We start from the raw sequence: 13,955 nt of genomic DNA, 5'->3' as shown, positions 1-13,955 counted from the left end.
CGCCGCATAAATTTTGACCGCCCGGTCAGATTAGCTGTATGTGCGACCGCCCCCACCTTATCAGGGATCCGGTCCTCGGGACAGGGAGACCACCAGGACCGGCGCGCGGGCCGGTGGTCCGGGGTTGCCATAGTCGCAGGGCAAAACCCCTGACCCTCGACCCCGCCTGGCGCCCGTCTGCGGCGCCGCCGCCTGAAAGTCGCGACGGGTGACACCTCCTGAAACAAGCCGGCTGGGTTTGGCGTCACAGGAGCAGCAGGTCACGCTCCCTGCCAAGACAGACCAGCCAGGCTCCGCCCAGGACCTTGACGATCCCGAACAGACCCGAAAAGGCCTGGGCAGGACCGGTCGTTTTCAGCCGCTGCAAGCTGATCCGCGCGCGCCCCGCCGGCTGTGCTGCTAAGCTTGCTCCACCTTGACATCCTGCCTGGAGCTGAGGTTCCCGTGCCTGCGGGCCGGCGGCCTGCGCGGAGCCGAAATCAGCTCCTCCAGCGACAATCCGGTCTGTGCCTCCGCCCGCAAGACCACCATTGCCGCGGCCTTTGCGTCCTCGCCGGCGTCATGATGGGCAAAGTCAAGCGTCAGGGCCTTTTTCAGATGGCCAAGGCCATGGCCGCCATTGCCACAGAATTCCGGCCAGGCCCGGCGGGCGATCGTCACACTGTTCGCCCATCGCCAGCCAGGATCGGGAAGCCCCCCGGCACGGCATGCGCCACTGATGGCCCTGCTGTCAAAGGTGCTGTGCTGGATGATGAGATGCGCCTCAAGAAGCGGTGAAATCAGCGGCATCACCTCGGGAAAACTCGGGGCGCCCACCACCTGGTCGGGTCCGATCCCGTGCAGTTGCACATTGAACCCCGCGAAACTCTGCACCGGATCAATCAGAGTGCTGAACACGGTCACCGAGCCGTCATGTCCGACGCAGGCGATGCCGATCTGGCAGATGCTCCCCGGATCCGAATTGGCCGTCTCGACATCCAGAGCAACAAACCGAAACGGGCCGGCCGGGACGATGAAGCTGTGGTCAGGCATCAGAAGTATCTCCATCCCGGTTCGAATCTGAATGTCGAAATCTGACAGTGTCTCGCGATCATTTCTGGGATCAGCCGTTTCTAATGAAGATCCCGGCGCCCGACCAGCCCCCCGCTCCGCTCCGGGATGAGTCGCCGAACGTTTCTTGGACCTGCTCTGTCGTGAAAGGATCAGGCGCAGATTCTGCCGGGCATGCGAAGAGGCTGGGCAGGACGTGTTCGAGTGCAACGGGATGGTCTGCAATCCGAAACAAAAGCATACGAGGAACGGGAGGCTGTCTCCCACCGGGTTCGCCTGGCAGCAGAAGAGGAGACGCGAAGAGGTCTGAGAATCTGAAACGCAATCCTGCGCGCAAGTGTAGCGATAACCGGCGCGAGGGGGTGGTTGCGCTTACCCTGCTGGTTACAGTTCCGCGCCTCCCGGGGTGTCTGGCATATCGCCCGCCCGGCCAGTGACAGCGCGCGCGGCGAGGCAGGTTTCGCACCGGGACGTGTCAAAACCAATGGCCATTGCGGGCCCGGAGCGATAGGAATGGCCCAGATGTGTAAACCGACATTTGCCCGGTCCTGGCTGTGCCGGACGGGGCAGCTGGCCGCAGATCTCCGGAGCCCGAGATGAGCTATATCCCCGCCGCCGACCGCTATGACAACAACCGTGCGAAATACCGCTATACTGGCAAAAGCGGCCTGCAATTGCCGGCTCTCTCGCTGGGGCTCTGGCATAATTTTGGCGATACAACCCCGCTTGAGACGCAGCGCGAAATCGTCTTCAGCGCCTTTGATCACGGCATCACCCATTTCGATCTCGCCAATAATTATGGCCCTCCCTATGGCGCGGCCGAGATCAATTTCGGCCGTATCCTGCGCGAGGATCTGGCGGCGCATCGCGATGAGCTGATCCTCTCGACCAAGGCCGGCTGGGATATGTGGCCCGGCCCTTACGGTCAGGGCGGCGGCTCGCGAAAATACATGCTGTCGAGCCTTGATCAGAGCCTGAAACGGCTGGGCGTCGACTATGTCGATATCTTCTATTCGCACCGGTTCGACGCAAAAACGCCGCTGGAAGAGACGGCGGATGCGCTGGCGACGGCGGTGAAACAGGGAAAGGCGCTTTATATCGGCGTCTCGTCCTATTCCGGCGCGAAAACCCGCGAGATCGCAGCGCTTCTGCGTGACCGCCAGGTGCCGCTTCTGATCAACCAGCCCTCTTACAACCTGTTCAACCGCTGGATTGAAAAGGATCTTCTCGATACCGCCGAAGCGACCGGCACCGGGATCATTGCCTTCACCGCGCTGGCGCAGGGGCTTTTGACCGGCAAATATCTGAACGGCATCCCCGAAGATGCGCGGGTGAACCGGGCGGGCGGCGGCTCGCTGCGCCCGGAACATCTCAGCGACGAAAACCTCGCCCGCGCCCGGGCGCTGAATGAGATCGCGAAGCGGCGTGGCCAGAGCCTTGCGCAACTGGCGCTGGCCTGGGCCCTGCGCGATCCGCGCGTGACCTCGACCCTGATCGGGGCTTCGAGCGCGGCACAGGTTGCGGAAAATGTCGCGGCGCTGGAGAACCTGGATTTCAGCCCGGAAGAGCTGGCCGAGATCGATCTGCATGCGGTCGAGGGCGGCGTCAATCTCTGGGACAGGCCCTCCCATGATCAGGAGGTCTGAGCCGGCGCGCCCGGACTGATTCACCATCGGACGCTGCGGGGGAAACAACTCTCTCGCAGCGGGTCCTATCAAAGAAGAAACCGCCCGCGCAGGCGCGCGGAAGAGAACGGGCGCGGCTTGCCCGACACCCGGATTGCGGGCAGATTTCATCAGCAAATTATTGATATATCAATGTCTTGACCATTTGCCCTTATCTGGCATCGGGTCCGGACCCTGCTGTGAAAAAGGAACCGCCATGGGCTCTCTGACCGGGAACCAGATCGACTATACCCTGCATCCGCGTGTCAATTCCGATGACCCGGTACCCGCCCGCCCGCGCCCGTCCCAGCCGGCCTATGTGCTGAAGGACGAAGCGGATGCGATCCGCGTCGCGACAGAGCTGGCGGCAGAGCTGGCGAAGGACGCAGCGCTGCGCGACCGCGAGGGGCTTTTGCCGCTGCGCGAGCTGGACCTTTACTCGCAAAGCGGCCTCTGGTCGATCATCGTGCCGCAGGAATATGGCGGACCGGGTCTGTCCTATGCCACGCTTGCGAAAGTGATTGCGATTGTCGCCTCAGGCGATCCGTCGGTGGCGCAGATCGCGCAGAACCATATCGCCATTCTCGGGCTGATCGACATTGACGCAACCGATGCCGAAAAACGTGAGATCTTTGGCTGGGCGTTGCAGGGGCTGCGCTTTGGCAATGCCTTCTCGGAATTCGGCGGCAAAAATGTCGTCGATTTCAAGACCCGCGTCAGTTTCGAGGGCGATGAGGCCGTGGTGAATGGCGAGAAATTCTACACCACCGGCGCACTCCTGTCGCATATCGTGCCAATTGTCTCGATCGGGGATGACGGTGCTTATCTCGTCTTTGCCGACCGCGAAACCAGAGGGCTGACCATCACCAATAACTGGTCAAGCTTTGGCCAGCGCACCACTGGCTCCGGTTCGGTCCGGCTGGAAAATGTGCGGGTCCCGAAGGCGCGCGCGGTCAAACTCCAGGATGTTTCGGTGGTGCCGACGGTGCAGGGGCCGATCTCGCAGATCATTCAGGCCGCGATTGATGCCGGTATCGCGCGCAATGCGATCGACGAGACGATCCGCTTTGTGACCACCCAAAGCCGGCCCTGGATCGACAGCGGCAAAGAGACCGCGGGCGAGGATCCCTATACGATTCAGGCCATTGGCACGCTGAAAATCCACCTTCACGCCGCGGATGCGCTGCTCGAGATTGCCGGGCGTGCCATCGACCGGGGCCTTGCCGATCCGACCGAAGAAAACGTGACCGACGCAACGATCAAGACCGCCGAAGCCAAGGTGCTGACCACTCAGGTGGCGATTGACGCGACCAACAAGCTGTTTGAGCTGGGCGGCACCCGCTCGACGCTGGCGCAGCACGCGCTGGACCGGCATTGGCGCAATGCCCGCACCCATACGCTGCATGATCCGGTGCGCTGGAAATTCTACCATGTCGGCAATTACTACCTGAATGGCGTCAACCCGCCGCGCCATCCCTGGAACTGAACTGTAAAACGCAAAACGCCCCGGAATTCCGGGGCGTTTTCAGATCATAGCTGCGCTCAGGCAGAGACTGCGGTCAGGCAGGGACTTTGGTCAGGCGGGGACCGGCGCCTGTGCCAGCTTTGCCGCCAGCTTTTCGGCCCAGGCGGTAACCTCGGGCACCCCCATTAGTTCGCCCACAGCGGCGCGGGCCAGCGGCCCGGCTATCAGAAGATCGCTTTGCGGCTGGCCTTTTGCATCAATCGCCTCCCCCTCTGTTGTCGCCGAAAGGCCAAGCCCAAGCGGATCGACCGCAATCAGCCCCTGACGCGCAAGATCGGCGTAAAGCGGGTTGGTTGCGGTGACTGCCCCATGTGCTGGTCCCGTGGCAAGGATCACCCGATCCGCCGTGAAGCATAGCGCGCCGCCCCGGCGCAGCCGCAGGCTGATGCGCAGCCGCGCGCCTTCACGCTCAAGCCCCGTCACGCGGCCGGCCAGCGCGACCAGCTGGCCTGACCGCTCGGCTGCGAGCAGGCTTGCATGGGTCTGCGGCGCAATACGGAACCGGTGGATATCCCAGAGCCCGCGCAGATGGCGCAACAGCCGCCGGCGCTCGGGCAGCGGCAGCGCGGCCCAGATCCGCGGGCCCTGGCCCCGCAGCCGGTCAAAGACCGGATGCCAGGTCAGCCCGGCCTTTGCGGCAATCGCCAGCTCGGCCCGGATACGGCGCAAAAGCGCCAGTGCCGTGACCGGAGGATCAAAGGTGAAATCGGCGCTGCCCTCGTCCTGGACCGGCCCATGCGGCTGCGAGCGGCGCCCCGAGCGCGATAAAAGCCGGATCCGCCCCTTGTGGTTGCGCCGCATCAGGCTCGCGACAATATCGGCTCCGGTCAGGCCCGAGCCGATGATCAACAGCTCTTCCTCCGGGCCGATCCCGTCCAGCGCAGCAGGCAGATAGGGGTCGGCGATCAGCGCGGACGTCCCGGCGAGGGCCTCAAACCCGCGCGGCAGGCCGGGGCCGGGATGGGTGGCCGCAAGCACCAGCTCATCGGCCCGGATCACGCGCCCGTCCTCTAGCCCGATCTGCCAGCGGCCAGCGGTGCGCGCGGCCCTGACAGCCCGGCTTTGCAGATGCACGATCCGACCGGCATCGAGAAAGGGTTGCAAATGCGCCAGCACATAGGCGCCAAACACCGCGCGCGGTGTGAAAATCGCACCGTCAGGGCGCAGCGCATCCGCCGCAAAGGCAGGCGCGGCGTCTGATGCCAGCCAGCGCGCATAGTGATCCGGCTCGGAGGTGTCGAGTGTCATCTTCACATGCGGCACGTTCAGACGGTGGTCCGGGTCGGGTGTGGAATAGGCGAGCCCCCCGCCAGGCTCGGGCCTCGGGTCGATCAGGGTGATGCGCAGTGTGTCGTCGGGGCTCAGCCGGGCCAGATGCCAGGCCAGCGCCGATCCGGAAAGCCCTGCCCCCACGATGGCGACATGCCGCCCTTCAGGGGCGGCGATCGGGCGCTGTTCGGTCATTTCAGGGCCCCTCTCAGCTGGCCGAAGCACGCGCGCGGATGTCAAAGGCCCCGCCGGTCTGGGCGCTGCGTTCGGTCACGGCAGACCTGCCCAGAAGCGGAAAGACCAGTTCGGCAAAACGGATGGACTCTTCCAGATGCGGATAGCCCGACAGCACGAATGTATCGACCCCGAGCGCCTGATATTCGCGCAACCGGTCGACAATCTGCTGCGGATTGCCAACCAAAGCCGTGCCCGCCCCGCCGCGCACAAGGCCAACCCCTGCCCAGAGGTTCGGCCCCACCACCAGCCGGTCGCGGCGCCCGCCATGCAGCGCCTGCATCCGGGCCTGGCCGTGACTGTCCATCTTCGACATATTGGTCTGGGACGCCGCGATATCCTCATCCGAGAGATGCGAGATCAGCCGGTCGGCATCGGCCCAGGCCTCCTCTTCGGTCTCGCGCGCGATCACATGCAGGCGCACGCCAAACCGGACCTGACGCCCGTGCTTTGCAGCCCGCGCCCGCACATCGGCGATCTTTTCGGCCACGGCTTCGGGCGGCTCGCCCCAGGTCAGATAGGCATCGACATGTTTCCCGGCGAGGTCATGCGCTGCCGGCGATGAGCCTCCGAAATACAAAGGCGGATAGGGCCGCTGCACCGGGGGGTGAAAATTCCGCGCATTCTCGACGCTGAGATGCTTGCCCTTGAACGAGACCGGCGCATCGGTCGCAAGGATCCGGCGCCAGACGGTCAGAAATTCATCCGCCGCCTCATACCTTTCGTCATGTTTCAGAAAGACGCCATCCGCCGCGAGCTCGGTCGCATCGCCGCCCGGCACCACATTCAGCAAAAGCCGGCCGCCAAGTGCCTGATCCAGCGTCGCCGCCTGGCGGGCCGAGGCCGTCGGCCCCATGATCGAGGTGCGCAGCGCGACCAGAAGTTTAATCTGCTTCGTCTCGGCAATCAGGCTCGCCGCCGTCACCCAGGGGTCCTGGCAGCTTGCGCCCGTGGGGATCAAAAGCCCGTCATAGCCCAGCCGGTCGGCCGTGATCGCGATCTGGCGGATATAGCCATTCTCGGGCGGGCGGCTGAAATCCGAAGTGCCCAGATAGCGCGTATCGCCCGAGGTCGGCAGGAACCAGAAGATCTCAGGGCTGGCGGGAGGGTTGGCCTGACTTGGCGGGGTATCCTCGATCGGGTGGCTCATGTCGCGACTTCCTGGGCGATGTGGGGCGGTGAGTACTATGGCCTGAGGGGCGTACCCCGTCAGATCTGAGGCTGAGTTATACGAGGGTCAGCGCCCCTCCGGCCATTCCAAAGGCCTTTTCTGCGCAGAAGACGGCCACTGTTGCCCTCCCCCCTTAGGGAAAACTATTCTCCTGACGGGGAATACCCTTCCCCTTTGCGGGGCAAATCCGGGGGCGAGGCCGCCTGGTGCCGTGGAAATCCGGCCCTGAGTCTCTGGTCCGCTGTTTCAGAGCAACCTATTGAAAAACATAAGACATCGAAAAAAGCGATGCCCTTGGCAAAGAAAATCCAGGCTGCACAGGGCGGCCTTACCAGGAGATCCTTCTCTTTGAGGGGCGGGCTTTGGAATCGCCTCCGGCCCCTCAGGCGCGGTAATCACGGCACAACATGTCGTGTTTAACCGGCTGCCCGGCATCCCCCTGCCGATCCGACCGCCGATCAGATGAGAGACTGCAAGATGACCCGCCAGATCCGTTTCAACGCCTTTGACATGAACTGCGTCGGCCATCAGTCGCCCGGTCTCTGGGCGCATCCGACCGATCGGTCGGTAAAATACAAGGATCTCGACTACTGGCAGGATCTGGCCCGCACGCTGGAACGCGGCATTTTCGACGGTATCTTCATCGCCGATGTGATCGGATATTATGATGTCTATAAAGGGAATAACGAGGGCGCGATCCGGAATGGCGCCCAGATCCCGGTGAATGACCCGATCCAGCTCGCCGCGCCGATTGCGCTGGCGACCGAACATCTGGGGATCGGGATCACTGCCTCAACCTCATTCGAGCACCCCTATACCTTCGCCCGCCGTATCGCGACGGCGGATCACCACTCGAAGGGGCGCGTGGGCTGGAACATCGTGACCTCTTACCTGGAGAGCGGCGCGAAGAACATCGGCCAGGGCGGGCTGAAAAAGCATGACAACCGCTATGAGGTCGCCTCGGAATATCTCGAAGTGATCTACAAGCTGCTGGAAGGCAGCTGGGAGGAAGGCGCGGTTGTCAAAGACGCCGAAGGCCGCGTTTTCGCCGATCCGGCAAAGGTTCATGAAATCGGCCATAAGGGCAAATATTTCGAGGTGCCAGGTTATGGGCTGACCGAACCGTCGCCGCAACGCACGCCGCTGATCTACCAGGCCGGCGCCTCGGGCCCGGGCAAGGCTTTCGCGGCGGCCCATGCGGAATGCGTCTTCGTCGGCGCGCCGTCCAAGGCGCTGCTGAAGGCCTATGTCGCCGATATCCGCGCCCGCGCGGCGGCAGAGGGCCGCGATCCGAAACAGATCTATGTCTATACGCTGATCACGATCATCACCGATGAAACCGAGGAAAAGGCCCGCGCCAAATTCGAGGATTACAGCAAGTACATCTCATATGAGGGCTCGCTGGTCTTCATGTCGGGCTGGAGCGGGGTCGATTTCGGCGCTTACCAGCCCGGCGAAGTGATCCGCAAGGTTGAGACCAATGCGATCCATTCCATGCTGGATGCCTTTGGCGGCAAGGACAAGGTCTGGACCGTGGATGAGCTGGCAAAATACGGCGGCATCGGCGGCCAGGGTCCGGTCTTTGTCGGCTCTCCGGCGCAGATCGCCGATATTTTGCAGGACTGGGTGGCGGAAACCGATGTCGATGGTTTCAACATCGCCTATGCGGTAACGCCGGGCTCGTTTGAAGATGTGGTCGATCTGGTGGTGCCCGAGCTGCAAAAGCGCGGCGCCTATCCGACCGAATATAAGCCCGGAACCCTGCGCGAAAAGCTGTTCGGCGCCGGCCCCTATCTGCCCGTCAACCACCCGGCCGAACGCTACCGCGATATCGAGGCGGTGAAACTGGCCGAGGCCGCAGCCCGCAGTGCCGCAGAATGATACGTCTTGAGGCGGTCACCAAGAGCTTTGCCTCAAAGCGCGGCGCGGCGCCTGCGCTGCACGGCATCGATCTTTCGGTCGGCCGGGGCGAGATTTACGGCATCATCGGGGCGTCAGGCGCCGGGAAATCGACACTTGTGCGGCTGATCAACCTGCTTGAGCGCCCCTCCTCGGGTGAGGTGGTGATCGATGGCGCGCGGGTCACCGATGCGAAAGGAACTGCGCTAAGCGATCTGCGCCGCTCGATCGGCATGGTGTTCCAGCATTTCAACCTGCTCAGCGGGCGGACGGTGGCAAAGAATGTCGCGTATCCGCTGGAGCTGGCCGGGCGGCTGAGCCGGGCAGAGATCACCGCAAAGGTTGCGGCGCTGCTGGAGCGGGTCGGCCTGGCGGATCACGCGCAGAAATACCCGCGCGAGCTTTCGGGGGGGCAAAAACAGCGCGTCGGCATTGCCCGCGCGCTGGCGAATGACCCGAAGGTGCTTTTATGCGACGAGGCGACCAGCGCGCTTGATCCGCAGACCACCGGCCAGGTGCTGGATCTTCTGCAGGAAATCAACCGCGAGCTTGGCGTCACCATTGTTATGATCACCCATGAGATGGAGGTGATCCGCCGCGCCTGTGACCGGGTGGCCGTGCTGGAGAAAGGCCGCGTGGTCGAGGAAGGCCCGGTCACGACGGTTTTCCTGCATCCCGCCCATCCCGTGACCCGCGCCCTGGTGCGCGAGGCCGAAGGGGACAATGCGGTTCCCGCCACACAGGCGACGGGCCAGCTCCTGCGGCTGACCCTGACCGGCGCCACGGCACATCAGCCGATCCTCGGGCGCATCGCCCGCGATTTCGGCAGCGATTTCGCCATTCTCGGCGGCCGTGTCGGCCATATCCGCACGACGCCCTATGCGCAATTCGCGGTGGCTTTGTCGGGTGGCAATGGCGGGGCGGCAGTGGCGGCCCTGCGCGCCTCGGGCGTCACGGTCGAGCTGATCGGCGGCGGCCCGACGGTCGCGGAGCATGGCGCAGAGCGTGGCGCAGAACATGGCGGCGAACGCGAAAGGCATCTCCATGTGGTTTGACCGGATCAACTGGGCCGATATCGGCACCGCGCTCGGCCAGACATTGACCATGGTCGGCATCTCGCTGTCGCTGACGATACTGATCGGGCTGCCGCTGGGTATCCTGCTGTTCGTCACCGGCAAGGGGCAGCCTTTCGCAAGGCCCATCGGCTATGGCGCGCTGTCATTCGTGCTGAACATCATCCGCTCGGTGCCATTCATCATCCTGCTGATCGTGCTGATGCCGGTTACCGTGCTGATCACCGGCACCTCGCTGGGCATTCGCGGCGTGATCTTTCCTCTGGTCGTCGGCACCTCGCCCTTCTTCGCACGCCTGGTGGAGACCGCGCTTCGTGAGGTGGATCGCGGCGTGATCGAGGCGAGCCTTGCCATGGGCGCCTCGCCTGCCCAGACCATCTTTCGCGCGGTCCTCCCCGAGGCCCTGCCCGGGTTGATCGCCGCCGTCACCGTCACCGCGATTGTTCTTGTGGATTACACCGCGATGTCGGGCGCCATTGGCGGCGGGGGCCTCGGCGATCTGGCGATCCGCTACGGCTATCACCGCTTCCAGACCGAGATCATGCTGATCTGCGTCGTGGTCCTCATTTTGCTGGTGCAACTGATCCAGGCCTCGGGGAACAGCCTCGTCACCCGTTTCACGCGCCGTTGAACCGCTTCATTCCAAAGGATAATTCCATGTCAAAACTGAAAACCCTGGTCTTTGCCGCCGCCGCCGCCTTCGGCCTTGCAGGCGCGGGTCAGGCACAGGAAAACCTGGTGATCGGCGCCACCGCCATCCCCCATGCCGAGATCCTCGAATTCGTGAAACCCATTGTCGCGAAAGAAGGCATCGACCTCGATATCCGCGTCTTCACCGATTACATCCAGCCCAATGCGCAGCTGGTTTCGGGCGAGCTTGACGGCAATTACTACCAGTATCGCCCCTTCCTCAACGAATGGAACCGCGAGCGCGGCGACAATCTGACCGTCATCGTGCCGGTCCATATCGAGCCCTATGTCGCCTATTCGACCAAGATCGCATCGCTTGATGAGTTGCAGGATGGTGCGAAAGTCGCGATCCCGAATGACCCGGTCAATGGCGGGCGCGGGCTCTTGCTCCTGCAACAGCTGGGCCTGATCAAACTGGGCGAATTCAAATCGCTGACCTCGCCCGATGACCCGCTGCCGGGGCTGAAGGATATCTCCGAGAACCCGAAAAACCTCGATATCGTCGAGCTGGAATCCGCGCTTTTGCCGCGTGCGCTGAACGAGGTCGATCTGGGCGCGCTGAACGGCAACTACGTCTTCGAGGCCGGTCTCGATATCGACAAGGCGCTGTTCATCGACAATGGCCGGGACGGTCATAACGTCTGGAGCGAATATCTCGTGACCCGCCCCGGTGACACCGAGGATCCGCGCATCAAGATCCTCGCCAAAGCGCTGAACAGCGACGAGACCCGCCAGTTCATCCTTGACCGTTACAAGGGCCAGATCTTCCCCGCCTTCTGACGCCTTCGCGCGCATACAAACCCGAAAAGACGGGGCGCGTAACCTCCTCATGCCTGCGCGCCGTCCGTCTCCTGCCAGGGTTACCTCTGGCAGGAGACATCTTCTCACTCACCCCGCCGGAGCCTCACATGACCAACCCGAAAAAACCGCTGGATTTCCTGTGGTTCATCCCTTCCTCCGGCGATGGTGCCTATCTGGGCAGCGACCTGCGCGCGCGGCCCGGCGACCCGGATTACTTCCGCCAGATCGCCCGGGCGGCGGATGGCTTAGGCTATTCCGGCGTGCTGATCCCAACCTCGGTCGCCTGCGAGGAAAGCTTCATCCTCGCGGCCGACCTGGCCGCCCATACCGAACGGCTGAAATTCCTTGTCGCCGTGCGCCCGGGCACCGCGTCTCCGGCCTATTACGCGCGACTGGCCTCGACGCTCGACCGGCTGTCGCGCGGGCGGCTTTTGCTGAATATCGTGGTTGGCGGCGCGCCGGCAGAGCTGGCGGGGGACGGCATCTTCCTGCCGCATGACGAGCGCTATGCCCATGCGCGCGAGTTTTTCGACGTCTTCAACAGCCTGCTCGAAACCGGCGAGGCGCATCTCGACGGCAAACATATCAAGGCCCATCATGCAAAGCTGGGCCTGCCGCCCTTCCAGGAACCGCGCCCGCCTTTGTATTTCGGGGGGTCGTCCGAGGCCGCACATGATTTTGCCGGCGATTATGTCGAGAAATACCTGACCTGGGGCGAGCCCCCTGCCCAGGTGGCCGAAAAAGTCAAAGCGGTGCGCGCGGCGGCGGCGGCAAAGGGCCGCGAGGTCACATTCGGCATAAGGCTGCATTTCATCGTGCGGGAAACCGATGAGGAGGCCTGGGCCGCCGCCGACCGCCTGATCTCGCATCTCTCGGATGAGACCATTGCCAATGCCCAGGCGGTGCAGAAAACCCAGTCGGATTCGGTGGGTCAGGAGAGGATGCGCCGCCTGCATGAGGGCCGCCGCGACCGGCTTGAGGTTTCGCCGAACCTCTGGGCGGGCGTGGGCCTCGTGCGCTCGGGTGCGGGCACAGCGCTGGTGGGATCTCCCGCAACGGTCGCCGCACGGCTGCGCGAATACCAGGAGATCGGCATCGATACCGTGATCGCTTCGGGTTACCCGCATCTGGAAGAGGCCTATACGGTCGCGGAACTTTTGTTCCCCGAACTTGGCATCAGACCGGCGACCGCTCCGCTGCGCCCGTCCTTCGGCGCGCCCGCCGTCTTTGGCGGCGGCGGCCATGGCGGCAATGTGAAGGCAACCAAAGCATGACCCTCTCGGCGAATTACCCGATCAACCCGCCCGCCGCCCATGTGATCCGCGATGATGCAGAGGCAATCCGGATCGCGCATGAGGTTGCGGCCTTCCTGCGCCCCGGCGCGGCAGAGCGCGACGCCACCTGCCAGGTCCCCGCTGAAGTGGTCGACCATTTCTCGAATTCCGGCCTTTGGGGCATTCAGGTGCCCAAAGCCTATGGCGGGGCCGAGGTGTCTTACGCGACACTCGCCGAAGTCATCGCGATCATCTCGGCTGCGGATCCGTCGCTGGGGCAGATCCCGCAGAACCATTATTGCCTCCTCGAAGACCTGCGACTGCAAGGGACGGAAGAGCAGAAGCGGCATTATTTCGGCCTCGTGCTGCAAGGTCATCGCTTCGCCAATGCGCTGTCCGAGACCGGCGGCAAGAACGTGGCCGATCTGCAAACCCGCCTCACCCGTGACGGCGAAGGCTACCTGATTTCGGGCCGCAAAGGCTATTGCACCGGCTCGCTTTACGCCCATTACCTCGGCGTGCTGGCGCTGGATGATCAGGATCGCGCACAGCTGGCCTTTGTCGCGCGTGAGACGCCGGGGCTCGTGGTGGTCGATGACTGGGACAGTATCGGCCAGCGCACCACATCCAGTGGCACGGTGCTGCTGGAGCGCCTACGGGTGCAGGATTTCAACCTGATCCCGAGTTACAAATCCTACGAGACCCCGACCCTTGCCGGCCCTTTCGCGCAGATCACCACTGCGGCAATTGATGCGGGCATTGCGCGCGCCGCGCTGGAGGACACCATCGCCTTTGTGCGCGAGCACGCCCGTCCCTGGATCGATGCCGGGGTCGAACGCGCTTCGGAAGACCCGCTGACCATCCTCAGGATCGGCGAACTGGAGATCCGTCAATCCGCCGCCGAGGCATTGCTGGAGCGCGCGGGAAGGGTGCTCGATGCTGCGAAACCGGCGCCGGATGAGGAGAATGTGGCGCTTGCCTCAGTCGCAGTGGCCAAGGCCAAAGTGCTGACAACCGAGGTCGCGATCGAAGCCACCAACCGGCTGTTCGAGCTGGGCGGCACCAGGTCTTCCTTGCGAAAACACGCCTTTGACCGCCACTGGCGCAATGCGCGCGTCCATACGCTGCATGATCCGGTACGCTGGAAATACCACCTCGTGGGCAACTGGGCGCTGAACGGCGTGAAGCCGCCGCGCCACGACTGGAACTGAGACCGCTGAAAACGGCGCAACGCGAAAGGGGCGCGGGGGAAGGTGATTCTCCCGCGCCCCAGCTGTTTGCGCGCGCCCCTCGCGTGATGGAGGG

At 63.6% G+C, this 13,955-nt stretch carries 11 protein-coding genes; 8 read left to right on the top strand and 3 right to left on the bottom strand.

Going from position 1 to position 13,955, the window contains the following annotated elements; translation table 11 throughout:
- Positions 1-399: 399 nt before the first annotated feature.
- Complete coding sequence (locus tag JC607_RS01390; RefSeq protein WP_198835135.1) at positions 400-1,032, bottom strand: 3'-5' exonuclease; 633 nt, start codon at positions 1,030-1,032, stop codon at positions 400-402.
- Positions 1,033-1,646: 614 nt separating this feature from the next.
- On the opposite strand from JC607_RS01390, the gene mgrA reads away from it, so the two are divergent.
- Both mgrA and JC607_RS01380 read left to right on the top strand, forming a co-directional pair.
- A complete protein-coding gene (gene mgrA / locus JC607_RS01385; protein ID WP_198835134.1) occupies positions 1,647-2,696 on the top strand; it encodes an L-glyceraldehyde 3-phosphate reductase in 1,050 nt (349 codons plus the stop codon).
- A 235-nt stretch (positions 2,697-2,931) separates the two neighbouring features.
- Positions 2,932-4,200 (top strand): SfnB family sulfur acquisition oxidoreductase, encoded by a 1,269-nt coding sequence (locus JC607_RS01380; RefSeq protein ID WP_198835133.1) that lies wholly within the window; start codon positions 2,932-2,934, stop codon positions 4,198-4,200.
- A 90-nt stretch (positions 4,201-4,290) separates the two neighbouring features.
- Here the strand turns inward: JC607_RS01380 and JC607_RS01375 are convergent, their stop codons facing one another.
- Positions 4,291-5,703, bottom strand: a complete 1,413-nt coding sequence (locus tag JC607_RS01375) for an FAD/NAD(P)-binding protein (RefSeq protein WP_198835132.1) — start codon at positions 5,701-5,703, stop codon at positions 4,291-4,293.
- Positions 5,704-5,716: 13 nt separating this feature from the next.
- Positions 5,717-6,892, bottom strand: a complete 1,176-nt coding sequence (ssuD, locus tag JC607_RS01370) for an FMNH2-dependent alkanesulfonate monooxygenase (protein ID WP_198835131.1) — start codon at positions 6,890-6,892, stop codon at positions 5,717-5,719.
- A 498-nt stretch (positions 6,893-7,390) separates the two neighbouring features.
- On the opposite strand from ssuD (JC607_RS01370), the gene JC607_RS01365 reads away from it, so the two are divergent.
- From JC607_RS01365 to JC607_RS01340, 6 genes are all read left to right on the top strand, one after another.
- Entirely contained in the window at positions 7,391-8,794 is a 1,404-nt protein-coding gene (locus JC607_RS01365; RefSeq protein WP_198835130.1) for an LLM class flavin-dependent oxidoreductase, read from the top strand.
- Positions 8,791-9,867 carry a methionine ABC transporter ATP-binding protein gene (locus tag JC607_RS01360; RefSeq protein WP_198835129.1) on the top strand — a complete coding sequence of 359 codons (1,077 nt, stop codon included), beginning with the start codon at positions 8,791-8,793 and terminating at the stop codon, positions 9,865-9,867. Before JC607_RS01365 ends, JC607_RS01360 begins: the two co-directional genes overlap by 4 nt.
- Positions 9,806-10,516, top strand: a complete 711-nt coding sequence (locus JC607_RS01355; RefSeq protein WP_233092528.1) for a methionine ABC transporter permease — start codon at positions 9,806-9,808, stop codon at positions 10,514-10,516. Before JC607_RS01360 ends, JC607_RS01355 begins: the two co-directional genes overlap by 62 nt.
- Before the next feature lie 26 nt (positions 10,517-10,542).
- Complete coding sequence (locus tag JC607_RS01350) at positions 10,543-11,355, top strand: MetQ/NlpA family ABC transporter substrate-binding protein (RefSeq protein ID WP_198835128.1); 813 nt, start codon at positions 10,543-10,545, stop codon at positions 11,353-11,355.
- A gap of 128 nt (positions 11,356-11,483) precedes the next feature.
- On the top strand, positions 11,484-12,650 hold the full coding sequence (ssuD, locus tag JC607_RS01345) for an FMNH2-dependent alkanesulfonate monooxygenase (protein WP_198835127.1): 1,167 nt from the start codon (positions 11,484-11,486) through the stop codon (positions 12,648-12,650).
- The gene (locus JC607_RS01340) at positions 12,647-13,861 is read left to right on the top strand and encodes an SfnB family sulfur acquisition oxidoreductase (protein ID WP_198835126.1); all 1,215 of its coding nucleotides are present in this window, start codon (positions 12,647-12,649) and stop codon (positions 13,859-13,861) included. The genes ssuD (JC607_RS01345) and JC607_RS01340 overlap by 4 nt, the downstream gene beginning before the upstream one ends.
- The last annotated feature ends 94 nt before the right edge of the window (positions 13,862-13,955 follow it).

The organism is Paracoccus sp. IB05, assembly GCF_016405985.1.
GTDB lineage: Bacteria > Pseudomonadota > Alphaproteobacteria > Rhodobacterales > Rhodobacteraceae > Pseudogemmobacter.
This window is presented reverse-complemented; position numbering and strand designations above follow the sequence as displayed.